The following is a 21,582-nucleotide window of genomic DNA, read 5'->3' as shown; positions in this document are numbered from 1 at the left end:
CGGAGAGCAGCCGAGCATGGCTCGGCTCTACAGATGCAGGGCGATCGCGGCCTCGATCTGCTGCGGCGACTGGAACCCGGCCAGGCGCGTGCGTTCGTTACCATCACGGAACAGGGACAGCGTCGGCGTCTGCCGCAGCCCCAGTTCCCTGAAGAACGCCTCACCCAGCACTTCCAGCTGCACGCGAAGCAAGGTGGTGCCCTGCCCCGCCACGCTGTTGGCCACGCGGTGCAGCGACACTTCCAGCATCCGGCACCCGGGGCACTGGTCCTTGTGGAAATCCACCAGCACCCGCGGGTGCTCAGCCAGCAGCTGCTGGAACTGCTCAGGCGTGGTGGCGTCGATGATCTGCATCGTGGTTGCTCCAGTAGTGGGCCAGGACCGCATCGGTCCAGGCGTCGATGGCTTCGGCATGACGCTCGCCATGCGGCATCTGTTCGATCTCCAGCGGCGGGTAGTCGCTGCGGAAATAGCGGATCAGCCGGTGCACGGCACCACAGTAGTACTCCTGCCCCCACTGCGTTTCGCCGGTGCCGAACACCGCCAGCTGGCGTGGCTGCTGACCGCGCTCGGCAATGCCAGCCACCCACGCCTTCATCTCCGCTGGCGTGCGCCCGGCGTTGTCGGTCCAGCAGCCCAGCAGCACCAGGTCAGCCTCGCCGGCAGCCAGCGGCGGCGCCTGCCGCAGGTCGTCGGCCTCCTGCCAGTGCACCGCATGACCTGCGGCGCGGCAGCGCTCGGCGATCTGCCGGCCGAGCTCGCGGGTGTTGCCGCTCAAGGAAGCGACCACCATCAGGATGCTCAGCGCGGTGCCGGGCTCAGAGGTCGTCGAAGCCGTTGTCGACGTTGGTCTTCTTGTAACTTGCATTGCGCATCTCGAAGAAGTCGGTCTTGGTCTCGGTGAAGTTGTCGGCGTAGGCCCTGATCCAAGGCATCACGTTGTCGGTGGTGTCGCTGTACAGGCGCTCGATGCCGAGCATGCCGGCCATCTTGTTGGCGCGGTACTTCACGTAGCGCACCATCTCGTCCACGTCGATGCCATCGATGCCATCCAGCACCTCTGACGACCACTGCGTCTCAAGTTCGATGGCATGCTCGAATGACTGGTGCACATAGGCGGTCAGCTCGTTGGTCTGCAGCTCCGGGTTCTCGCCGATGATGGCGCGGATCAGCTCACTGATGAACTTGGTATGCGCGAGCTCGTCGCGATTGATGAAGCTGATGATCTTGCCGGTACCGTTCATGCGGTTCTGCCGCACCATGTTGTAGAAGTACGCGAACCCGGAATAGAAATTGATGCCCTCCAGGATCGACGACTGGATCAACGACTTGAGCAGGGTCTCGGCGGTCTTCTCGCGCATGAAATCGTCATACGCGCCCATGATCGGGGCATTGCGCTTGATGATGGTCGGGTGGGTGCGGGCGATCTCGAAGATCCGGTTCTGGTTCGGCAGGTCGGTGATCGAGGCCAGCACGTAGCTGTAGCTCTCGTTGTGGATCACTTCCTGCTGGCCGATGATGGCTGCGTTGGCATGCGCGGCCGGGTCGGTGATGTACTCGGCCACGTTGTAGATGAAGCGGGTCTGCGGTGAATCCAGCGTGGCCAGCAGACCGATGATTGAATCGTAGGCGTTCTTTTCGCGCCCTGACAGCTCGCCGTACTGGCGCGCGTCCAGCTTCATGTCCACTTCGTCGGGAATCCAGAAGTTGGTCGACAGCTCCTTGTAGGCCCGATAGAACGACGGGTACGGGATATCGTTCCAGTTGAGGATGCCGCTGGTCTGGCCGTTGATGATGCCGGTGCTGCGGTTGGGGTGGCGTGGTTCGAGTATCTTGATGCGATCAAGGGGGGTTGCCATGGTGTTACCTGCAGGGGGTAGCGCCGGGCCATGCCCGGCGGAATGTGCGACGGCCGCGCGATGCGCTCGCCGGGCGTGGCCCGGCGCTACCGTGGATGGTCAACTGGCGCACCACTCGCATTCGCTGATGTCGATGTCGTTGGAGCGCACGTAGTAGGTGGTCTTCAGGCCTTCGCGCCAGGCGCTCAGGTGCAGCTCCAGCAGCGTGCTCGCACGGATGGTGCTGGGCACATACAGGTTGAAACTGATCGACTGGTCGACATGGCGCTGGCGGCGCGCGTTCTGGCGCACGCTGGCGAACTGGTCGACCTTGTAGGCGCCCTTCTCGTAGTACGGCCAGGTCTCCAGCGACAGGCCCGGCGCCGCCACCGGCCGCCGGAAGTCCTTCTTTTCCTCGTAGTAGAACGCGCTGTAGATCGGGTCGATCGATGCGGTGGAACCGGCAATCTGCGCGGTGCTCATGTTCGGCGCGACGGCCAGCAACCAGCCGTTGCGCAGGCCGTGCGTGGCGACCTCGCGGGCCAGGCTGTCCCAGGCCGCGCCGCTGTAGCCGCGGTCACTGAAATAGCGTCCGTTGTGCCAATCGCTGCCGGCGAACATCGGGTAGCTGCCCTTCTCCTGCGCCAGTTGCGCGCTGGCCTGGATGGTCAGGAAGTTGATGCGTTCGTAGAGATGGTCGGCCAATACTTCGGCATCCGGAGATTCCCACTGGATCGCCTGCTGCGCCAGCAGGTGGTGCCAACCGAACGTGCCCAGGCCGATGGCGCGGTACTTGCGGTTGGTGATCGTGGCCTGCGGCACCGGCAACGCATTGAGGTCGATCACGTTGTCGAGCATGCGCACCTGGATCGGGATCAGGCGCTCCAGCACATCGGTGGCCAGCAGGTCATCCGGCGCACTGATCGCCCGGCCGAGGTTGATCGAGGACAGGTTGCAGACCACGAAGTCGCCGGCACGGCGCGTGGTGACGATCTGGTCGCCGCTGACGATCTCCTGGATCATCCGCGTCGGGCTCATGTTCTGCAGGATCTCGGTGCACAGGTTGCTGGAATAGATCATGCCCGCGTGCTTGTTCGGGTTCCTGCGATTGACCTCGTCGCGGTAGAACAGGAACGGGTTGCCGGTTTCCAGCTGGCTGAGCATGATCCGCTTGAACAGATCGATGGCCTTCACCGTGCGGCGGCTGATGCGCTCGTCCGCCACGAGTTCGGCGTAGCGGTCGCGGAAGCTGCCCGCGCCGCGCGTCTCGTCGTAGAAGTCCTGCAGGTACCAGCCCTTGGCCTGCTTCACCTCGTGCGGGTCGAACAGGTACCAGTCGGCGCGGCGTTCCACCGCTTCCATGAACAGGTCGGGTACGCACACCGAGGTGAACACATCGTGCGCGCGCAGGCGCTGGTCGCCGTTGTTCAGGCGCAGGTCCATGAAGGCTTCGATGTCGCGATGCCAGATGTCCAGGTACACCGCCACTGCGCCCTTGCGCTGGCCAAGCTGATCAACCGACACCGCCGTGTTGTTGAGCTGCTTGATCCACGGCACCACGCCGCCGGAGGAGTTGGCCACGCCACGGATCGGTGCGCCGCTGCTGCGCACGTAGCCCAGGTAGGCACCGACGCCGCCGCCGTGCTTGGACACGCGCGCGATATCGGTGTTGGAGTCATAGATGCCCTGCAGGCTGTCGTCCACCGTGTCGATGAAGCAGCTGGACAGCTGGCCGCCCACCTTGCCGGCATTTGCCAGCGTCGGCGTGGCCACGGTCATGTACAGGTTGGACAGCGCCCAGTACGCCTCGCCAACCAGCTGCATGCGGCGTTCGCGCGGCTTTTCCTCCTGCATCAGGTACAGCGCAATGGTCAGCCAGCGCTCCTGCGGCAGTTCATAGACCTCGCGGCTGCGGTCGCTGGCCAGATAGCGCGTGGCCAGCAGGTACAGGCCGTTGTAGGCGAACAGGCGGTCGCGTTCCGGATCGATCATCTCACCGGCCTGCTGCAGCTCTTCCTTCGAATAGCAGCGCAGGATGTCGTTGCTGTAGATGCCACGATCGGCGAGGCTTTCCTGCAGGCCCACGTAGGAGCCGTACTTCAGGCTGACATCGTAGAAGCGGTTTCGGCTGGCACGCTTGTACAGGCGGCGCAGGTAGATGCGCGCGGCGAACTGTTCCCACTCGGGCGCGACCAGGTCCACCCGCGATTCGGCCTCGCGGATCAACAGATCGACCAGGTCATCGGCGCTGATGCTGGGCTTGCGCTCGACCATTGCCTGCACCACGCGGCGGTAGTCGCTCACATCCAGCTGCGGGAACTCGGCATGCACGGCATCGATGCTGCGCTGCAGGCGCTCGGCGTCGAACGGCAGGCGGCGGTTGCCGGCCTCCTTGGTGATCCAGGTCGGTACGCGCTCGCCACCGGCGCGCAAGGCGTCGCCAGCGCCGGCCGGATCGGCCACGCGGAAGGTACTGTCGGTCATGGTGGTGAAACTCCAGGCTCGCACGCGCATTGGCGGTCGATGCCATGGCGGCCCTGGACGCGATACCGGCGCACGGGGCGAACGGGTGGATTGCCAGGGTGCGGGAACGTAGGTCGTCGGCATCTGCCTGCGCCTGCGGCCGGTATCCGGGCCGTGGGGGCGACCTGCGTCCGCACGATGGCGGCCGCGTCGACACGGCAAGCCTTCAGGGGCGGGCCGCGGGACGTTTGCTGCATGTCCGGCGGCGGCGGCTGACCGGGAGTGACGGCCACAACATAGTGGGGATGACGCGCACCGTCAACACAAGATGCGGTAATCACGACATGCCGCGACGATCAGTCGCAGGATGCCGTGTTGCACCCGCAGCACCTTGTCGACGCGGCGCACATCCCCAGTCCGGTACAACATCACTTTCTCCGGAACCTCGCTCATGCGCGCTGCCCAGTACTCCTCCTTCGGCAACCCGGCCGACGTCCTCGCCATTGCCGATGCCGCCCTGCCCGAGCCCGGCCCCGGCGAGGTGCGCATCCGCACCGTGCTGGCCTCGATCCACAACCACGACCTGCTGACCGTGCGTGGCCTCTACGGGTACAAGCCGACCTTGCCGGCGATCGGTGGCAGTGAAGCACTGGGCGTGGTCGATGCACTCGGCGATGGCGTGGACGGCCTGCAGATCGGCCAGCGGGTAGCCGCCGCCTCGGTGCACGGCACCTGGGCCGAGGCCTTCGTCGCACCGGCACGCATGGTGATTCCGATGCCGGAGGCGATCCCGGACGAGATGGCCGCACAGTTGATCGCGATGCCGCTGAGCGCGCTGATGCTGCTGGAATTCCTGCACGTCCAAGCAGGCCAGTGGATCGTGCAGAACACCGCCAACGGCGCGGTCGGCAAGTCGCTGGCGATGCTGGCAAAGGCGCGCGGCGTGCACGTGGCCAACCTGGTGCGCAATGCCACGGCCGTAGCGCAGTTGCAGGCGCTGGGCATCGATCATGTATTCGACACCTCGGTGGACGGCTGGAAGGATCGCGTGCGTGAAGCGACCGGCGAAGCACAGGCCGCGGCCGCGGTGGATTCCATCGGCGGTGATGCCAGCGGTGACCTGGTCGACCTGCTCGGCCACCACGGCACGCTGGTGTCGTTCGGCGTGATGAGTGGCGAGCCGATGCACATTCCAGCCGGCGGCCTGATCTACAAGGAGGCCACGGTGAAGGGTTTCTGGGGCAGCAAGGTCAGCCAGGCGATGGCGGTGGAAGACAAGCGCCGGCTGGTGGGTGAGCTGCTGAAGCGTGCGGCCAGCGGCGAACTGACCTTGCCGGTGGAGCAGATCTTCGCGCTGGACGATATCGCCCAAGCGGCGAAGGCGGGCGCCGGTTCGGGCCGTAACGGCAAGGTGCTGCTGCGGCCGTGATCGTCTGACATTGCGTTCTGTAGAGCCGAGCCATGCTCGGCTGCTTTCCGGTTAGTGTGTGGAGCCGAGCGTTGGCTCGGCTCTACAGGGGCGTGCGGACCAACGGTCCGCACCCACCAAAGATCGGTCCGCACCCACCGAAGCATAGACCGCGCCGCCGAGAGCGCTTACTTTCGTTAAGAACCTGTGATGTATAACTGAATGCGCTTTCGTCATTGGAAGGCGCAGGTACCTGCATGCGGTACTGACGGCTCCTCCCCCGTTCGGCGTTGCCGCTTCCATGTACCGCACCACCCTGAACCTGCTTGCCGGCGCGATCGCGCTGAGCCTCACTGCTGGCACCGCCAGCGCCTCTGAAACCACCGATGCCGGCAAGGACAGCACCACCCTCGGCGCCGTGCTGGTGACCGGCTCCAACATCAAGCGCAGCGATACCGCCGGGCCCAACCCGGTGCAGATCGTCAGCCGCGAACAGATCGAGCAGACCGGCCGCTCCACCCTCACCGACGTGCTGCGCAATCTGTCGGCCAATGCCGGCAACAGCTTCGACGAGCAGTACACGGGCAGCTTCGCCGCCGGCTCTGCCTCGATCGGCCTGCGTGGCCTGTCACCGAAGAACACGCTGGTGCTGGTCAACGGCTACCGCGTGTCCAACTTCGGCTTCGCACTCAATACCCAGGACACTTTCGTCGATCTCAACGCGTTGCCGATCAGCGCCGTCGAGCGCATCGAAGTACTCAAGGACGGCGCCTCGGCGGTGTACGGTTCCGATGCCATCGCCGGGGTCATCAACATCATCCTGCGCAGGAACTTCCAGGGCGTGGAAGTCGGTGGCGGCTTCGGTACCGCCACCCAGGGCGGCTTGAACGAACGCAAGGCCAACCTGTTGGCCGGCTTCGGCGACCTGGAGCAGCAGGGCTGGAACGTGCTGTTCGGCTTGGACCTGCTCAAGCGCGATCGCCTCGACGCCGACCAGCGCGCCTATACCCGCAGCGGCGATTTCCGCGACAAGCCCGGCGGACGCCTGGCCGGCTGGTCCACCGCCGGTGGCAACTGGCTGTCCAACCCACGTGCACCTCAGCCGTTCGCCAACTGCCCCGAGGGCAGCCAGCTGCGCCCGTACAGCGACTTCGGCAGTACCCTGCCCGGCCAGGCCTGCGCCTTCAATGCGCAGCCGTTCAAGACCCTGCAACCCGGCGCCGAGCGCCTGCAGGCCTCGTTGAGTGCAACCTACCGCTTCAATGACAGCGTCGAGGCCTTCGCCGATGTGCTGTACAGCCACAACAAGGCCGACCAGATCTTCAGCGCGCCGCTGACCGTCGGCCCCGGCCTGCGCGCCTACAACCCGGCCAGCGGCACGCTGATCGACGTGCCGGCGGTGCTGCCGGTCGGCCATCCCAACAATCCGGGCAGCACGCCGCTGCCGTTCGAGTACACCTTCTTCGATCTCGGCCCGCGCCTGAAGGACAACACGCAGGTGTTCTACCGTGCCCTGGCGGGCGTGCGCGGCAGCGGCGAACGCTGGGACTGGGAAGTGGCAGCGCTGACCTCGCAGAGTGCGCAGCGCGAGTACGTCGACAACTTCGTCAATCGCTATGCGTTCGAGCAGATCCTGCGCGATGGTAGCTACAACTTCCTCAACCCGTCCAGCACGCCGGGCGCGCTGGATGCACTGCGCCTGCAGACCAAGCGTCCGGGCTGGTACAAGCTGCACGCGTTGAATGTGAAGGCCTCGACTTCGCTGTGGGAGCTGCCGGCCGGTGCGGTCGGCTTCGCCTGGGGTGCCGAGTTCCGCAAGGAATCGCTGGATGCGCGCACCAGCGCGCAGGTGCTGTCGGGCACCGAACTGCGCCCGGCCATCAACGTGGTGAACGGCGAGCGCCAGGTCAGCGCCGCCTACGCCGAACTGAGCGTGCCGCTGCATCGCACTCTGGAACTGCAGGTGGCCGGCCGTGGCGACCACTATGACGACTTCGGCGAGGCGTTCTCGCCGAAGGTGGCGCTTCGCTGGCAGCCGCTGGACAGCCTGCTGCTGCGCGGCTCGTTCTCGCGCGGCTTCCGTGCACCGTCGCTGCCGGAAATCGCACCCGGCCAGACCGTCAGCTATGGCTCGGTGATCGATCCGCTGGATCCGCTGCAGCCCGGCGGCAGCCGTGGCGTCACCAACATCCGCACCGGCAACCCCGACCTGAAGGCCGAACGCTCGCGCAACTTCAACGTGGGTGCGGTGTGGTCTCCGGATGGTGATACCAGCATCGGCCTGGACTGGTACCGCATCGAGCAGGACAACCTGGTCAAGCCGGACAGCGCGCAGTTCATCGTCGACAACCCGACCCTGTTCCCGGGCCGCGTGCAACGTGATGCGCAGGGACGCATCCAGTTCATCTCCAACCAGTATGCCAACCAGGGCGAGTTGACCACCTCGGGGCTGGACCTGGACGCCAGCCGTACCTTCCGCACCGACGGCTGGGGCAACTTCACCGTGGCCGGCAGCTGGACCCACCTGCTGAGCTTCAAGCAGCCGCTGGTGGCTGGCCAGTCGCCGTACGAAGGCGCCGGCAACAACCGCCACGGCGCACTGCCGCGTACGCGCGGCACCACCTCATTGAACTGGGCGGTGGGCGACTGGAGCAGCACGCTGAGCCTGCAGTACGTGAGCGGCTACGACCAGCGCGTGGCGACGGCGACCAGCAACCCGGGCCTGCGCGACCGCATCAAGCCGTATCACCAGCTGGACCTGTACGTGGCGTACGAGGGAATTCCGAATACCACGCTGTCGCTGTCGGTGCTGAACCTGACCGACAGGGATCCGCCGTTCGATCCGGCTGGCGGTTCCAACGGCTTCGACATCAGCCAGTACAACCTGCGCGGACAGTTCGTCTCGCTGGGTGCGCGCTATCGGTTCTGATAGGCCAGCTGTAGAGCCGAGACCATGCTCGGCTGCTCTTCGGCAACAGGAAGCCGAGCATGGGCTCGGCTCCACAGGGGTGTGCGGACCAACGGTCCGCACCCACCGCATCACCTGCTCAGGTGCAGGAACTGCAGGTGCCGTTCGTACTGGCTGATGATGTCGTTGATGATCTGCTTGCGGCTGTAGCCCACCAGGTCGTAGTCCTGGCTGCCTTCGAACAGATGCACCTCGGCGCGGTAGTAGCGCTGGTTGCGCAGCTGCTGCGCGGCAAACGACGGGGTCAGGTAGCCGCTCAGGATCACCCGGTACAGGAAGTCCTGCTGCTCGCCGTGGTTCACCGTCAGCTCCATGTCGCCAGCCTCGAAGCGGGTGGATACATCCCAACCCTGCCCGCGCAGCTGTTCGGCCACCGCCTCCATCGCCGGCTTCACGGTGTCATCCATGAAGCGGTAGACCTGGTCGCGCACCGGGAAGTGCATGGCCTGGCTCAGGCGCTGGCGCCAGCCCTGATGATGGCGATCGTCTCCGATCAACGGCGACGGCCGGTACTGCAGCGCGCGCTTGCGGTGCGACTCGTCACTGAACGCGCGGGTCAGGCCCCACATCATCAGCAGCAGGATCGCCGAGAACGGCAGCGATGCCAGCACCACCGCCGATTTCAATGCATCGATGCTGCCGGCCAGCAACAACCCTGCGGTCAGCACCGCAATCACCGTGCCCCAGAACACGCGCAGCCAGCGCGGACCATCGTCTTCGGGTGATCCACCATGCGACGACAGCGTGGACAACACCACCGCCCCCGAATCAGCGGAGGTCACGAAGAAGATGAAGCTCACCAGCACCGTCACCGCGATCACCGTGCGGCTCCACGGGTAGCCATCCAGCAGTGCGTACAACACGGTCGGTGGGTCATCCACCGCCAGCTGCGCCAGTTGCTGCTGGCCGTGGTGGAGCACCTGGTCCAATGCGCTGTTGCCGAAGATCGACAGCCAGGCCAGGGTGAAGCCGAGCGGGATCAGCAGCACCCCGAACACGAATTCGCGGATGGTGCGGCCACGTGAGATGCGCGCGATGAACAGGCCGACGAACGGTGCCCAGCCGATCCACCAGGCCCAGTAGAACACCGTCCAGCCGCCCAGCCATTCCGGTCGGCCGCCATAGGCGTACACATCGAAACTCTTGCCGACCACGCTGCCCAGGTAGTCGCCCAGGTTCTGCATCAGCGTGCTGAACAGGTACTGCGTCGGCCCGGCGAACAGCATGAACAGCACCAGCGCGATCGCCAGCAGCATGTTGATGTTGGCCATCCAGCGCACGCCTTTCTCGACGCCGGACACGGCCACGGCCACGGCCGCGCCCATCATGCTGACCACCAGGATGATCTGCACCAGGTTGGAGTGCGGAATGTCGAACAGGTGCGAGAGGCCGGCATTGAGGTGCAGCACGCCGAAGCCCATGTCGGCACCGATGCCGAATACGGTGGCGACGATGCCCAGCGCATCCACGGTGTAGCCGATCGGGCCATTGATGCGCTTGCCGATCAGCGGGTACAGCGCCGAGCGCAGGGCCAGTGGCAGGTTGTGGCGATAGGCGAAGTAGGCCATCGCCATCGCCGCCAGCGCGAACACGCCCCAGCCGTGCAGGCCCCAGTGCAGGAACAGCAGCTGCATGGCCTGGCGCGCGCCAGCCTCGCCTGCGGCCGGATCGCCCTGCGGCGGCTGCAGGTAGTGGGTCAGCGGTTCGGATACGCAGAAGAAGAACAGGGTGATGCTGATGCCTGCGGCGAACAGCATGCCGGCCCATGAGAGGTAACTGAACTCCGGCTCGTCATGGTCGGCACCCAGCTTGATGCCACCGTACTTGGACAGCGCCACGCCCACCACGAACACCAGGTACAGGGTCATGGCCAGCAGGTAGTACCAGCCGACGTTGAGGGCGGCCCAGTCCTGTGCCCTGAGCAGAAGGCGGCCCGCGCCGAGCGGGAACAGGCTGACGAACAGCGCGAACGCCACGACAACGATCGCCGCGAAGGCGAACACAGGCCGAAGGGTGCGCACCGGGGATTGTTGCGGCTCCAGTACTTCCATGGGGCGGCGTTCTCCGGTAGATCAAAGGGTTAGCCGACCGATTCTGGCTGAACCGCAGTGGACAGAGCATGAAGTTGCGGCCTGTGGTCGCAGGCCCGTCCGCTCATTCCGTGGTATCACGCGCGCGCTGCGACGCACCCTTGCTTGCGCGGGCCGCGCGCACCGCCTGCGGCGCGGCCACGCGCATCCTGTCCGATCACGACATTACATGCACCGCACACAGCTTGTTGCCATCCGGGTCACGCAGATAGGCCAGGAACACCTGCCGACCGGACATGTTGCGGACGCCGGGCGGATCTTCGATGGCGGTACCACCGTGAGCCACTCCAGCTTCCTGCCAGGCACGCACGGCCTCTGCACTGCCCAGACTGAAACCGATGGTGCCACCGTTGGCATGGCACGCTGGCTGCCCATCGATCGGCGCGGTTACACCGAACATCCGTCCATCCTTGAAGTACAGCAGCCGTCCCTTCTCGTCGAATACGCCCGCACGCGCGGCCATCGCAGCGAACAGGGCGTCGTAGAAGCGACGCGCGGCATCCATGTCGTTCGTTCCTACGGTGATGTGGCTGAACATGCGGGCACTCCATGTGGAAAACCGCAGTGTCGATGAGCGCGGGCCACTTCGCAAATCGCTGCATCATCGCCGCCCCGCTCGCGACCGGGCGTGCTGCTACCTGGCGGTGCTGAGCAGCAGTACCGCCGCCGTGACCAGGGCGATGCCAACCCAGCCGATCGGCCGCAGGCGGTTACCGAACAACAGGCGGCCGCAGGTGGCGGTGCCGATCACGCCGATCGCCCCCCACATCGCATAGGCCGTGGCCAGATCCATGTAGCGTACGGCCTGGCCCAGCAGGGCGAAGGCGATCCAGACCAGGACGATCGCACCGACGCCCCAGCGCCAACGACGGAAACCTTCCGACTTGGCCACCATCATGTTGGCGGCGACGTCGATCAGCGCCGAGCAGATCACGAAAAACAGGGCCAGGGTATTCATCAGTGCGCCTCCCCGAGGGTGACGCAGACGATGCCGGCCACGGCCAGCATCAGGCCGGCCAGCTGCTGCAGCGACAGGCTCTCGCCGAACACAGTGAGGCCGACCACGGTCAGCAGGGTCAGGCCAAGGCCTTCCCACACCGCGTAGGCCACGCCCACAGCAATGCGGCGCACCGACTGCGCCAGGAAGAAGTAGGACAGCGCCAACGCGCCGGCCATGATCAGGTAGCCGCTCCGGCCGCCGTCGCGGGCGGCATGGGCCATGAACGAGGTGCCGACCACCTCGGCGATGATCGCCACGGTCAGGCAGGCCCAGGCGGCCAGCGCGCCACGGGCGGGAACAGTACGGGACATGTGAAGCTCCTTGCAGGGCGGGGACCGCGCCGCCTCCTCAATGGGTCCACGGCATGCGTGGAGGGTCCGGAACGCCCGCAGACAGGGGCGACGACGGCCAGTATCATCGCCTTTTACGGTGGTATCAAAATAGATCCCATCGACAGGAGCGATGGATCAATGCCCTATTCCCCTGAATCCCTGCAGGCCTTCGTGGAAGCCGCCGCGCTGGGCTCGTTCTCGGCGGCGGCGCGCCGCCTGCGCAAGACCCAGTCAACGGTCAGTACCGCCATTGCCCATCTGGAGGCCGACCTGGGGGTGAGCCTGTTCGACCGCAGCGGGCGCTACCCCCGGTTGACCGAGGCCGGGCGCCAGGTGCTCGGCCATGCCCAGGAAATCCTCGCCGCCGATGCCCGCCTGCAGCAGTTGAGTGTGCGCCTGGCCGCGCCGGTCGAAGCGCGGCTGACCGTGGTGTTCTCCGACGTGTACCAGCTCGATCCGGAGCAGCGCTTGCTGCAGCGCTTTGCCGAAGCATTCCCGGAGATCGAACTGGAATGGCTGGATGCCGAAGGCGATGACGTGCTGGAGCTGGTCGGCAGCGGCCGCGCCGCGCTGGGCCTGCTGCCGCAACAGGAAAGCTATCCGGATGGCCTGATGGCCCGGCCGTTGGCCCATCACAGCGAACTGTCGGTGTACGTGGCGCGCGAGCACCCACTGGCCAGCGCCGGCCGTCGCAGCGCCGCACAGCTGGCGCGGCACCGGCAGGTGCGATTGAGTGCGGAGGTCGATCAATCCCACATCGTCACCGGCCTGGCCTGGACCGCCACCGACTATCTGATGGTGATGGAGATGGCCGAGGACGGCATCGGCTGGGCCGAGCTGCCGCGGGCACTGGTGCAACGTTATGACCGCGGGCGACTGGTGGAACTGACGCTGCCCGGCTGGCCGCGGCGCATCCACAGCGACCTGCTCTGGCGCCGAGACGCGCCGCCGGGACCGGCCGCACTGTGGTGGGCCGACGCGTTGGGGTGATACGCGTTGCCGGCCAGCGGCCGGCACTACCGGTCAACGATGGGCGAGCGCGTAATCCAGCGCCGAGCACACCGCCACCACCTGGGCGTCGTTGCACTGCTGCGGGGTTGCCCGCGGGCTGTCCGGGTAGACCTCGGTGGTGGTGGTGTACTTCGCGCCGGTAATGCCGGCGCACAGGCCCAGCTTCACCAGCGGGTACTCGATAACCCCATGGGCCACCACCGGCGAACCGATGATCTCGCCCTTGTCGTCGGCTGGCGCGATATGGGTGACCTTCTCCACCGCGGCGATCACCGCCTGCTGGAAGGCCGGCTGCGGGTTCTCGCTGTCATCCACCAGGTAGAAGCCATCGGGGATCAGGCCCGGTTCGAACGGCTTGCCGTCACGCGCGGCCAACGCCGGGCGGAACTCGCTCTCGTCGCTGTCGGTGGTCTCGTGCAGGTCGATGTGCAGCGCGAACTGGCCCTTGTACGGCGCGATCAGATCGATCACCGCCGTTGATTCACGCGCCGGGCCGTCGGCGCGGAAGTTGCGGTTCGGGTCGATCGCATCGAAGTTCCAGCGGTTGATGCGCTCGAAGCCCCACGGATTCACGCACGGTGCCACCAGCAGATTGGCCTTGCCGGCGTAGTCGGCGGCGTGCTTTTCGAGGAATTCCAGCGCGCCCATCACGCCGCTGGTCTCATAACCGTGCACGCCACCGGTAACCAGGGCAGCCGGCAGCGCCGGGTTCCAATCGCGGCTGCGCAGGGCGAACAGGGTGTAGGTCTCGCCAGCGTAGTCGAGCTGGCCATAGGCCACCTTGTCGAAGCGCGAGGCCAGCGCCTCGATGCGCGGCAGCACGTCCTCGTCATAGCGACGCAGGCGCTGCTGGCGGCCACGCCACGTCTCCCGTTCCGCCGCTCCCCACGGCTGGCCAGGGGTTCCGACGGGGTAGAAGGCGGCTTGGGACATGGCAGATCTCAGCGAGTCAGGAAGCAATCGCCCACTCTACCACCGGGGGAACAGCGTGAACCGGCGGCGCATTCCATTGGTGAATGGAATCAGCAATAATTCTCATTTACCGCCTTCCACAGCCCGCACCGATGCCCATCCCTGCCCTGCAACCGGCCCGCCTGCCGCTGGCCGCCGCCCTTACCCTGTGCCTGCTCCCGGCCGCCACCGCCTTCGCCCAGGACGGCGCCACCACGCTGGACAGCATCCAGGTCTCGGGCAGCTGGCTGGGCACCGGCCTGCATGACAGCGTGAAGAGCTTCGCCGGCGCGCGCACCGTGGTCGACCGCCAGCGCATCGAGGCCAGCGGCGCGGCCAGCCTCGGCGATGCGATGCGCCGCATCCCCGGCGTGCAGGTCACCGACAACTCCGGCACCGCGGGCAGTTCGGTGTCGCTGAACATCGGCGTGCGCGGCCTCACCGGGCGCTACTCGCCGCGCTCGACCGTACTGTTGGACGGCGTGCCGCTGGCGGTGGCGCCGTATGGCCAGCCACAGCTGTCGTTCGCGCCGACCAGCCTGTCCAACATCGAGTCGATCGACGTGGTGCGCGGCGGCGGCGCGGTGCGCTACGGGCCGCAGAACGTGGGCGGCATCATCAACTTCAGCACCCGCTCCATTCCCACCGAGGCCGGCCTGCACGGCGAAGCCGGCATGCGCTACACCGCCTACGACCATGGCGGCGGTGACAGCACCCAGTACAACGCCTTCCTCGGCGGTACCGGCGACAACGGCCTGGGCGCGGCCCTGCTGTACTCCGGCCAGGATGGTCGCGGCTGGCGCCGGGGCAGCGATGACCGCTTCAATGATCTCGCGCTGAAGTTCGCCTACGCCATCGATGCGCAGCAGGAACTGCGCGCCAAGCTGTCCTACTACGATGTGCGCTCGCTGACCCCGGGCGGCCTGACCCGCACCCAGTACGAGGCCGATCCGTTCCAGAACACCCGCCCCACCGATTTCTGGAAGGGCCACCGCACCGGCGTCGACCTGGGCTACACCAACACGCTGTCGGCCAACAGCGAGTTCGAGGTACTGGCCTATTACAACGAAAGCAGCCGAGCCAGCTCGCTGATCAACGCCGCCAATACCCAGCTGACCGTGCAGCCGCGCGACTACCGCGTGCTCGGCATCGAGCCGCGCTACACCCAGCGCCTGCATTGGGGCAGCACGGTGCATGACATCACCGCCGGCTACCGTTTCCTGCGCGAGCGCGGCAACGACCGCAGCTACACCGTCACCCGCCGTACCGGCGTGGCCGGTAGCACCACCCGTTTCGACAACGCCACCGATGCCCATGCGTTCTACATCGACGACCGCATCGCGATCGGCCAGTGGCGGATCACCCCGGGCGTGCGGATGGAATGGATCGACATGGACCGCCGCCAGGCGGGTGGTGCGGCGACCTTCAGCCGCCGCAACGACAAGGCGCTGCCCTCGCTCAACATCGCCTACCTGCTGACCCCGCAGCTGACCGTGTTCGGCAACTACACCACCTCGTTCGGGCCGGTGCAGAACATCCAGCTCAATTCGCAGACGGCCAACAACCCGCTGAACCCGGAAATCGCCAGGACCACCGAACTGGGTGCACGCTGGCAGGACGGCGCACTGCGCGCGGAAGTGACCGTGTTCAAGATGCGCTTCGACAACCAGATCCTGCAGGTGCCGGGAATCACCCCGCCGACCTTCCAGAACATCGGCGCCACCGACCACAAGGGCGTGGAGAGCGCACTGGAGTACCACTTCGCCGAGGACAGTGCGCTGGCCGGGTTGGAGCTGTACGCCAACTACACCTGGACCAAGGCGATCCAGCAGTCGGGTGACAACCGTGGCCTGGACGTGCCGTTCTACTCGCGCGACACCGACAGCGTCGGCGCCCGCTACGCGCTGGCCGGCTGGACCTTCAATGTCTCCAGCACCCACCAGAGCGGCCAGTTCTCCGATGCCGCCAACACCTGGGAAGAAACCGCCGATGCGCGCGTGGGCCGCGTGCCGGGCGTGCGCCTGTGGAACGCGCAGGTGGCCTGGCAGGTGCCGGGCCTGGGCGACAGCGAGATTGCGCTGGGCGTGAACAACCTGGCCGACACGCGCTGGTACACCCGCAACGTTGATGGCAACGCCGGCCGCATGGTGGCCGCGCCGCGCACGTTCTACGTGCAGGGCCGCTACCGCTTCTGAGGCGGTAGCCACCCGATGCGGTGACGGTGGCGCTCACGGTGGCGGCGTATCATGCCGCCACCATGTCACTGCCTGTTTCGCCATCGCGCCTGCATCTGGCCTTCCAGGGCCTGCGCCTGCGCCTGCGTGGCAGCGACCTGTGGTTCATCGCGCTGGCGTTGCTGGTCGGCTTGATCGCCGGCTACCTGACCCTGCTGCAGTCGGGCATCGCGCGCTGGCTGCAGGGCACGCTGTATGGGCTGGACGACGGTATGCGCCTGAGCTCCCTGCCCTCGCTGACATGGACCGCGCTGCTGGTGCTGCCGCTGGGTGGCCTGCTGGTGGGCCTGGTCAGCCTGGCCGCGACCCGGCTCAAGCGGCCCCTGCTCGATGCGGTGGAAGCCAATGCCCTGCATGGCGGCCGCATGTCGATGCGCGACAACCTGATCGTGCTGACCCAGACCCTGCTGTCCAATGGCTGCGGCGCCTCGGTGGGTCTGGAGGCTTCGTATACGCAGATGGGCGCCGGCAGTGGTTCGCAGCTGGGCCGGGTGATGCGCCTGCGCCGCAATGACGTGCGCATCCTGGTCGGCGCCGGTGCCGCCGGCGCCATCGCCGCCGCCTTCGGTGCGCCACTGGCGGGCGCGTTCTATGCGTTCGAGATCGTCATCGGCGCCTACACCCCGGCCGCACTGGCGCCGGTGGCGGTGGCTGCACTGGCCGGCGCGTTCGTGGCCGACCAGGCTGGCATCGAGGCCTACCTGCTGCCCGCTGCCTCGACCATCGACGTTCGCGCCGCCGACTACGCCATCTACGGCCTGCTCGGCTGCTGCTGCGCGATGGTCGGCATTGCCATCATGCGGCTGATCGCCTCGATCGAGGGCACGGTCAAGCGCAGCCCGCTGCCTGCCTGGGGTCGGCCGGTGGTCGGTGGACTGCTGCTGATACCGCTGGCCCTGGCCAGCCCGCAAGTGCTGTCGTCCGGCCACGGCGCGCTGCATCTGGACCTGACCACGCACCTGCCGCTGATCTGGATCGGCGGCCTGTTGACCCTGAAGTGCCTGGCCTCGGGCATCTCGCTGGGCTTCGGCTTCCGTGGCGGCCTGTTCTTTGCCTCGCTGTTCATGGGCACCCTGGTCGGCGCGCTGTTCGCCGGCCTGCTGGCCATGGCCACCGGCGTGCCGGTGGTCGACGCCACCTCCGCCGCGCTGGCCGGCATGGCGGCGCTGGCCGCAGCCGTGGTCGGCGCGCCGATGACCATGGCCATGCTGGTACTGGAAGGCACCCACGACTTCCTGCTGACCAGCGTGGTGATGAGTGCGGTGCTGGTGTCCAGCACGCTGGTACGGCAGTGGTTTGGTTATTCGTTCTCGACCTGGCGCATGCACCTGCGCGGGGAGACCATCAAGAGTGCCCGCGACGTGGGCTGGGTACAGAACCTCAACGCCGGCCGACTGATGCGCAAGGGCGTGGCGACCGCCCCGTCCGACCTTGACGCCGCCACGTTCCGCCAGCGCTTCCCGCTGGGCTCGGGCAGCCGGGTGATCCTGATCGACAGCGAGGGCCACTACGCCGGCATCGTGCAGATTCCGCGCGTCTACAGCGACGGCGTGAAACCGGAGGCGGCGATTGGCGAGCTGGCCGAGAACCGTGACGTGTCGCTGTCGCCGTCCGCGGACGTGGTCAGCGTGATGCAGCGCTTCGACCAGACCCAGGCCGATGAACTGGCCGTGGTCGGCGCCGACGGCCAGGTGCTGGGCGTAGTGTCCGAAGCCTTCGTACGCAAGCGCTACGCCGAGGAGCTGGACAAGCGCCAGCGCGAACTGATGGGCGAGCGCGTCGACGACACCGACTGACCCCACAAAAAGGGGACGGAGGGGATTAAGTCGCTTCTGGCACTTCCGAAATCCACGCATGGCGTGGATCTACTGTCACCTCGACCGGGTAGACTCCGGCCATGCGCTTCATTGAGACCTTCCAGGCAGGTCCCTTCGCCGACACCGTGGTCAGCCTGCTGGCCGCCTTCGTGCTGGGTACGTTGATCGGTGCCGAGCGCCAGTACCGGCAACGCACCGCCGGCCTGCGCACCAATGTGCTGGTGGCGGTCGGCGCCGCCGCCTTCGTCGACCTCGGCATGCGCATCGCCGGCAGCGCCGAGGCAGTACGGGTGATCTCCTACGTGGTCTCCGGTGTCGGCTTCCTCGGTGCCGGCGTGATCATGAAGGAAGGCATGAACGTGCGTGGCCTGAACACCGCCGCCACCCTGTGGTGCTCTGCAGCGGTCGGCAGCTGCACCGGCGCGGACATGCTGGCCGAGGGCGTGCTGCTGACCGTGCTGATCATCGCCGGCAACACCCTGCTGCGGCCGTTGGTGAATGCCATCAACCGCATTCCGATCAACGAGGCAGCGACCGAAGCCACCTACGAGGTGCGCCTGAGCGTGGATGCCGAAGCCGTGCCGCGGGTGCGCGAGCGCCTGGTCGATGCGCTGGAAGCGGCGCAGTATCCGGTGGGCGATGTGCAGGTGGTCGAGCATGCCGACGCGCCTACCGATGTGATCGCGGTGCTGGTCAGTACGGCCGTGAGTGCCGATGAACTGGACGTGGTGCTGGCACGGATGGAGCAGGTGCCGGGCGTGCTGCATGCCACGTGGGAAGTCAGTACCCGCGATTGATTCAACCGCCCATCCGCTGCTGCGCGCGCAACAGTTTCCGGAACGAACCGCACTTGCGGGCATCCCCCGCCTGCGGGCAGGCCGCTGCGCGCTGCAGGTGCCGCCGCACCCGCTGCAACCGGGTGATCTGCCGCTGCAGCACCTCGGCTTGTGCCAGCAGTGCCTCGCGGTCGAGTGAGATGCACCCCTGCTGTGACGGCAGCGATGCACCGATCTGCTGCAGCGACAGCCCGGCCGCCTGGCCCAGGCCGATCAGCGCCAGCCGTTCCAGCACCTGCGCGTCGTACTGCCGGCGCAGGCCGCGGCGCCCCAGCGCATGCAACAACCCCAGCTGTTCGTAGTAGCGCAGGGTCGAGGCCGGCACGCCACTGCGCTTGACCACCTCGCCGATATCCAGTTCGCGCACGGGCTTGACCTCAAGTGACCTTCAAGCACCAAGCTATGGGCAACTACCCGGCGAGGCAAGGCCATGGCAAGCACATCTCCCATTGATCAGAACGCCCTGTGGAACGGCCCTGGCGGCCAGGCGTGGGTTGCGCAACAGGCTGTTCTTGACGGCCTGTTCCAGCCGATGGCTGACCTGCTGGTCACCGAACTTCCAGAGACCGTTACCGAACTGCTCGACATCGGCTGCGGCACCGGCGCCAGCCTGCTGGCCGCGGCCGCAGCGCGCCCCGCGGCACATTGCACCGGCCTGGACATCTCCGCGCCGATGCTGGCGCTGGCCCATCAGCGCGCCAAGGCGGCAGGACTGGACGCGGACTTCATCGTGGCAGACGCGCAGCGCCATCCGCTGCCGCCCGCGCACTTCGACTGGATCCAGTCGCGGCTGGGCGTCATGTTCTTCGAGGACAGCCAGGCCGCGTTCGCCAACCTGCATCGTGCCACGACACCGGGCGCTGGGCTGCGCTTCATCGCGTGGCGCAGTGCCGGGGAGAATCCGTTCATGACCACCGCCGAGCGCGCCATTGGCGATGAACTGGATCTTCCGCCCCGCGTACCCGGCGCACCGGGACAGTTCGCTTTTGCCGATGGCGAGCGCGTGCAGCGCCTGTTGCAGGCCGCCGGCTGGAATGACGTGGAAGTGGTTGCGGTGGACCTGCCCTGTTCGCTCGCCCGCGAAGACCTGCCGACCTATGTCGGTCACCTGGGACCGTTGGGACTGGCCCTGCGATCGATGCCGGAAGCCCGCGCCGCAGTGCTTCGCGAAAAAGCACTGGCCGCATTCGCGCCGTTCATCGAAGGTGACCGCGTTCGTGTGGATGCCGCCTGTTGGTTGATCCGCGCCCACGCTTGAAAAAAGGGGACGGAGGGGATTAAGTCGCATATGCCCCGGTTGTGCCGGAAACGACTTAATCCCCTCCGTCCCTTTTTTTGCTAGAGGGCCTCGCCGGCGTCGGCCAGGCGCGATTCGATCAGTGCATACCACTGCTGCAGCACGTCGATCAGCATGTCCAGCTCGGCATCGGTGCGCTGTGCGCGGCCACTGCGCAGGCAGGCCTGGGCTTCCTGCAGCTGGGCCAGGAACCCGGCCACGGTATCGGCCTGCAGGATCAGGCCCGGCAGGCGCCGCCCGGGGATGCGCACCACGGCATGGTTGCCGAGCTGGCCATACACGCTGAGCGTAGCTTCCGTCTTCATGGAGAGGGGCAGGAATTGGGCATTCATCGCGTGCACCGTTTGGAAACCTGAGCCGCCGGCAGGCGTGGACGACGGGGGAGACGTTGCCACGCCTGCCGGCGGTCAGGGGGGACTCGGGATGCCGGGGCATCGCCCCGGCGCAGGAAGGTCAATGTGGCTGTGCCATCCCGGCGATCTGCACGCGCCGGTTCGGCGCCAGGCAGGCAATCAGCTCGCGCCGGTTGCGCTGCTCGCACTGCACGATCGGCTCGGCCGCACCGCGTCCTTCGGCACTGATGCTGGCTGCGGGCACGCCCCCCTGCACCAGCGCGTTGCGCACGGCATCGGCGCGGCGCTGCGACAGTGCCTGGTTGTAGCTGGCGCTGCCAATGCGGTCGGTGTAGCCGGTTACCTTGATCGACTGCACCTGCGCGGCCTCGCGTACCTGCGCCAGGATGCCCTGCACCGCCTGCTGGCCTTCGGCGCTGAGTACCGCGCTGTCGAATCCGAACAGCGCGTCGGCCGACAGCCGCAGGGGCTGCTCCGGCAGCGGTGCCGGTGCCAGCGGCGCTGGTGGCCGCGGCGGTTCGAGCACGGCCGCGCACGACTCCGGCTTCCAATAACCGCCCTGCGCGATGCCCTTGCTGTCGAAGCGCACCTGGAACTGGCAGGTGAAGTACTCCGCGCCCTGCGCGGTGCGGAAGTTGAACAGGTAGTTCCACTCGCGCACGCCCCACATGCCTTCATTGAAGTGCGGCGTGCCCAGCAGCGTGTACAGCTGCCGCTTGCTCATGCCCGGCGCGAAGCGGCGCAGGTCGGCGACGTCGGGATAGATACCTTCCTTCAGCGAGGCCTTGGAGGCCTCCGGGAAGTGCACGGCGGTGGCTTCGGCAGGACCGTCGGCGGCCGGCGCATGGCTGCGGCAGGCGGCCAGCAGGCCCATCCCCAGGATCAGGCCCAGCGTGGCGGCACATTGGCCGGCGCGGGCGATGCGATGCTGTTTCATGTCGTTCCCCCTGTAGACGTTTCCGCGATGCCGGGCCGCGGGTGCGG

Annotated in this window: 20 protein-coding genes; 7 read left to right on the top strand and 13 right to left on the bottom strand. The window is 66.9% G+C overall.

All coding sequences use genetic code 11. From position 1 onward, the window contains the following. Positions 1 to 27: 27 nt before the first annotated feature. From HMPREF3114_RS00235 to HMPREF3114_RS21325, 5 genes are all read right to left on the bottom strand, one after another. Positions 28 to 354 carry a thioredoxin family protein gene (locus HMPREF3114_RS00235; protein WP_005416939.1) on the bottom strand — a complete coding sequence of 109 codons (327 nt, stop codon included), beginning with the start codon at positions 352 to 354 and terminating at the stop codon, positions 28 to 30. Further along, a complete protein-coding gene (locus HMPREF3114_RS00230) occupies positions 326 to 793 on the bottom strand; it encodes a flavodoxin (protein WP_080375118.1) in 468 nt (155 codons plus the stop codon). Before HMPREF3114_RS00230 ends, HMPREF3114_RS00235 begins: the two co-directional genes overlap by 29 nt. Before the next feature lie 25 nt (positions 794 to 818). Next, on the bottom strand, positions 819 to 1,859 hold the full coding sequence (locus tag HMPREF3114_RS00225) for a ribonucleotide-diphosphate reductase subunit beta (protein WP_005416944.1): 1,041 nt from the start codon (positions 1,857 to 1,859) through the stop codon (positions 819 to 821). A gap of 99 nt (positions 1,860 to 1,958) precedes the next feature. After that, positions 1,959 to 4,322 (bottom strand): ribonucleoside-diphosphate reductase subunit alpha, encoded by a 2,364-nt coding sequence (locus HMPREF3114_RS00220; RefSeq protein ID WP_053500920.1) that lies wholly within the window; start codon positions 4,320 to 4,322, stop codon positions 1,959 to 1,961. Positions 4,323 to 4,619: 297 nt separating this feature from the next. Beyond that, on the bottom strand, positions 4,620 to 4,754 hold the full coding sequence (locus HMPREF3114_RS21325) for a hypothetical protein (RefSeq protein WP_256337620.1): 135 nt from the start codon (positions 4,752 to 4,754) through the stop codon (positions 4,620 to 4,622). Between HMPREF3114_RS21325 and HMPREF3114_RS00215 the strand changes: the two genes are divergently transcribed. Beyond that, positions 4,753 to 5,730: a zinc-binding dehydrogenase gene (locus HMPREF3114_RS00215; RefSeq protein ID WP_053500918.1), complete on the top strand. Its 978-nt coding sequence runs from the start codon at positions 4,753 to 4,755 to the stop codon at positions 5,728 to 5,730. The two genes, HMPREF3114_RS21325 and HMPREF3114_RS00215, sit on opposite strands and share 2 nt — an antisense overlap. A 280-nt stretch (positions 5,731 to 6,010) precedes the next feature. After that, positions 6,011 to 8,638, top strand: a complete 2,628-nt coding sequence (locus HMPREF3114_RS00210; RefSeq protein WP_053500100.1) for a TonB-dependent receptor — start codon at positions 6,011 to 6,013, stop codon at positions 8,636 to 8,638. A 110-nt stretch (positions 8,639 to 8,748) separates the two neighbouring features. Here the strand turns inward: HMPREF3114_RS00210 and betT are convergent, their stop codons facing one another. The 4 genes from betT to HMPREF3114_RS00190 all read right to left on the bottom strand — a co-directional run bounded on the left by betT (position 8,749) and on the right by HMPREF3114_RS00190 (position 12,078). Then, the gene (betT, locus tag HMPREF3114_RS00205; RefSeq protein ID WP_053500102.1) at positions 8,749 to 10,728 is read right to left on the bottom strand and encodes a choline BCCT transporter BetT; all 1,980 of its coding nucleotides are present in this window, start codon (positions 10,726 to 10,728) and stop codon (positions 8,749 to 8,751) included. A 196-nt stretch (positions 10,729 to 10,924) separates the two neighbouring features. Further along, positions 10,925 to 11,305 (bottom strand): VOC family protein, encoded by a 381-nt coding sequence (locus HMPREF3114_RS00200; protein WP_021204273.1) that lies wholly within the window; start codon positions 11,303 to 11,305, stop codon positions 10,925 to 10,927. A 96-nt stretch (positions 11,306 to 11,401) separates the two neighbouring features. After that, a complete protein-coding gene (locus tag HMPREF3114_RS00195; RefSeq protein WP_053500105.1) occupies positions 11,402 to 11,725 on the bottom strand; it encodes a DMT family transporter in 324 nt (107 codons plus the stop codon). Beyond that, positions 11,725 to 12,078: an SMR family transporter gene (locus tag HMPREF3114_RS00190; RefSeq protein ID WP_053500107.1), complete on the bottom strand. Its 354-nt coding sequence runs from the start codon at positions 12,076 to 12,078 to the stop codon at positions 11,725 to 11,727. Before HMPREF3114_RS00190 ends, HMPREF3114_RS00195 begins: the two co-directional genes overlap by 1 nt. Before the next feature lie 159 nt (positions 12,079 to 12,237). On the opposite strand from HMPREF3114_RS00190, the gene HMPREF3114_RS00185 reads away from it, so the two are divergent. Beyond that, on the top strand, positions 12,238 to 13,089 hold the full coding sequence (locus HMPREF3114_RS00185) for a LysR family transcriptional regulator (RefSeq protein WP_053500109.1): 852 nt from the start codon (positions 12,238 to 12,240) through the stop codon (positions 13,087 to 13,089). A gap of 33 nt (positions 13,090 to 13,122) precedes the next feature. Here the strand turns inward: HMPREF3114_RS00185 and HMPREF3114_RS00180 are convergent, their stop codons facing one another. Beyond that, a complete protein-coding gene (locus tag HMPREF3114_RS00180) occupies positions 13,123 to 14,043 on the bottom strand; it encodes a M14 family metallopeptidase (RefSeq protein ID WP_053500111.1) in 921 nt (306 codons plus the stop codon). 131 nt (positions 14,044 to 14,174) lie between these two features. Between HMPREF3114_RS00180 and HMPREF3114_RS00175 the strand changes: the two genes are divergently transcribed. The 3 genes from HMPREF3114_RS00175 (at position 14,175) to HMPREF3114_RS00165 (ending at position 18,909) form a co-directional block, all read left to right on the top strand. Next, positions 14,175 to 16,256, top strand: a complete 2,082-nt coding sequence (locus HMPREF3114_RS00175; RefSeq protein ID WP_053500113.1) for a TonB-dependent receptor family protein — start codon at positions 14,175 to 14,177, stop codon at positions 16,254 to 16,256. Positions 16,257 to 16,318: 62 nt separating this feature from the next. Beyond that, complete coding sequence (locus HMPREF3114_RS00170) at positions 16,319 to 18,091, top strand: chloride channel protein (protein ID WP_053500121.1); 1,773 nt, start codon at positions 16,319 to 16,321, stop codon at positions 18,089 to 18,091. Positions 18,092 to 18,192: 101 nt separating this feature from the next. Further along, a complete protein-coding gene (locus tag HMPREF3114_RS00165; protein ID WP_070488711.1) occupies positions 18,193 to 18,909 on the top strand; it encodes an MgtC/SapB family protein in 717 nt (238 codons plus the stop codon). Position 18,910: 1 nt separating this feature from the next. On the opposite strand, the gene HMPREF3114_RS00160 is transcribed toward HMPREF3114_RS00165, so the two are convergent. Further along, positions 18,911 to 19,315, bottom strand: coding sequence for a MerR family transcriptional regulator (locus tag HMPREF3114_RS00160; protein WP_053500115.1), 405 nt, complete (start codon positions 19,313 to 19,315; stop codon positions 18,911 to 18,913). A 63-nt stretch (positions 19,316 to 19,378) separates the two neighbouring features. Here HMPREF3114_RS00160 and HMPREF3114_RS00155 point away from each other — a divergent pair, with 63 nt between their 5' ends. Then, positions 19,379 to 20,206: a class I SAM-dependent methyltransferase gene (locus HMPREF3114_RS00155; RefSeq protein ID WP_053500116.1), complete on the top strand. Its 828-nt coding sequence runs from the start codon at positions 19,379 to 19,381 to the stop codon at positions 20,204 to 20,206. Positions 20,207 to 20,286: 80 nt separating this feature from the next. Here HMPREF3114_RS00155 and HMPREF3114_RS00150 read toward each other — a convergent pair whose 3' ends face one another. Next, positions 20,287 to 20,577, bottom strand: a complete 291-nt coding sequence (locus HMPREF3114_RS00150) for a DUF6959 family protein (RefSeq protein WP_014037513.1) — start codon at positions 20,575 to 20,577, stop codon at positions 20,287 to 20,289. Between the two features lie 121 nt (positions 20,578 to 20,698). Then, positions 20,699 to 21,535 carry an OmpA family protein gene (locus HMPREF3114_RS00145; RefSeq protein ID WP_053500118.1) on the bottom strand — a complete coding sequence of 279 codons (837 nt, stop codon included), beginning with the start codon at positions 21,533 to 21,535 and terminating at the stop codon, positions 20,699 to 20,701. Between the last annotated feature and the right edge of the window lie 47 nt (positions 21,536 to 21,582).

It is taken from the genome of Stenotrophomonas sp. HMSC10F07, assembly GCF_001807895.1.
GTDB classification, from domain to species: Bacteria; Pseudomonadota; Gammaproteobacteria; order Xanthomonadales; family Xanthomonadaceae; genus Stenotrophomonas; species Stenotrophomonas sepilia.
This window is presented reverse-complemented; position numbering and strand designations above follow the sequence as displayed.

Bases quoted from the DNA above. Each gene is read 5' to 3' on its own strand.
- HMPREF3114_RS00175 (WP_053500113.1), top strand. From the start codon at position 14,175: ATGCCCATCCCTGCCCTGCAACCGGCCCGCCTGCCGCTGGCCGCCGCC.
- HMPREF3114_RS21325 (WP_256337620.1), bottom strand. From the start codon at position 4,754: ATGAGCGAGGTTCCGGAGAAAGTGATGTTGTACCGGACTGGGGATGTG.
- HMPREF3114_RS00215 (WP_053500918.1), top strand. From the start codon at position 4,753: ATGCGCGCTGCCCAGTACTCCTCCTTCGGCAACCCGGCCGACGTCCTC.
- HMPREF3114_RS00155 (WP_053500116.1), top strand. From the start codon at position 19,379: ATGGCAAGCACATCTCCCATTGATCAGAACGCCCTGTGGAACGGCCCT.
- HMPREF3114_RS00150 (WP_014037513.1), bottom strand. From the start codon at position 20,577: ATGAATGCCCAATTCCTGCCCCTCTCCATGAAGACGGAAGCTACGCTC.
- HMPREF3114_RS00145 (WP_053500118.1), bottom strand. From the start codon at position 21,535: ATGAAACAGCATCGCATCGCCCGCGCCGGCCAATGTGCCGCCACGCTG.
- betT (WP_053500102.1), bottom strand. From the start codon at position 10,728: ATGGAAGTACTGGAGCCGCAACAATCCCCGGTGCGCACCCTTCGGCCT.
- HMPREF3114_RS00200 (WP_021204273.1), bottom strand. From the start codon at position 11,305: ATGTTCAGCCACATCACCGTAGGAACGAACGACATGGATGCCGCGCGT.
- HMPREF3114_RS00170 (WP_053500121.1), top strand. From the start codon at position 16,319: ATGTCACTGCCTGTTTCGCCATCGCGCCTGCATCTGGCCTTCCAGGGC.
- HMPREF3114_RS00225 (WP_005416944.1), bottom strand. From the start codon at position 1,859: ATGGCAACCCCCCTTGATCGCATCAAGATACTCGAACCACGCCACCCC.
- HMPREF3114_RS00230 (WP_080375118.1), bottom strand. From the start codon at position 793: ATGGTGGTCGCTTCCTTGAGCGGCAACACCCGCGAGCTCGGCCGGCAG.
- HMPREF3114_RS00195 (WP_053500105.1), bottom strand. From the start codon at position 11,725: ATGAATACCCTGGCCCTGTTTTTCGTGATCTGCTCGGCGCTGATCGAC.
- HMPREF3114_RS00210 (WP_053500100.1), top strand. From the start codon at position 6,011: ATGTACCGCACCACCCTGAACCTGCTTGCCGGCGCGATCGCGCTGAGC.
- HMPREF3114_RS00220 (WP_053500920.1), bottom strand. From the start codon at position 4,322: ATGACCGACAGTACCTTCCGCGTGGCCGATCCGGCCGGCGCTGGCGAC.
- HMPREF3114_RS00185 (WP_053500109.1), top strand. From the start codon at position 12,238: ATGCCCTATTCCCCTGAATCCCTGCAGGCCTTCGTGGAAGCCGCCGCG.
- HMPREF3114_RS00235 (WP_005416939.1), bottom strand. From the start codon at position 354: ATGCAGATCATCGACGCCACCACGCCTGAGCAGTTCCAGCAGCTGCTG.
- HMPREF3114_RS00165 (WP_070488711.1), top strand. From the start codon at position 18,193: ATGCGCTTCATTGAGACCTTCCAGGCAGGTCCCTTCGCCGACACCGTG.
- HMPREF3114_RS00180 (WP_053500111.1), bottom strand. From the start codon at position 14,043: ATGTCCCAAGCCGCCTTCTACCCCGTCGGAACCCCTGGCCAGCCGTGG.
- HMPREF3114_RS00190 (WP_053500107.1), bottom strand. From the start codon at position 12,078: ATGTCCCGTACTGTTCCCGCCCGTGGCGCGCTGGCCGCCTGGGCCTGC.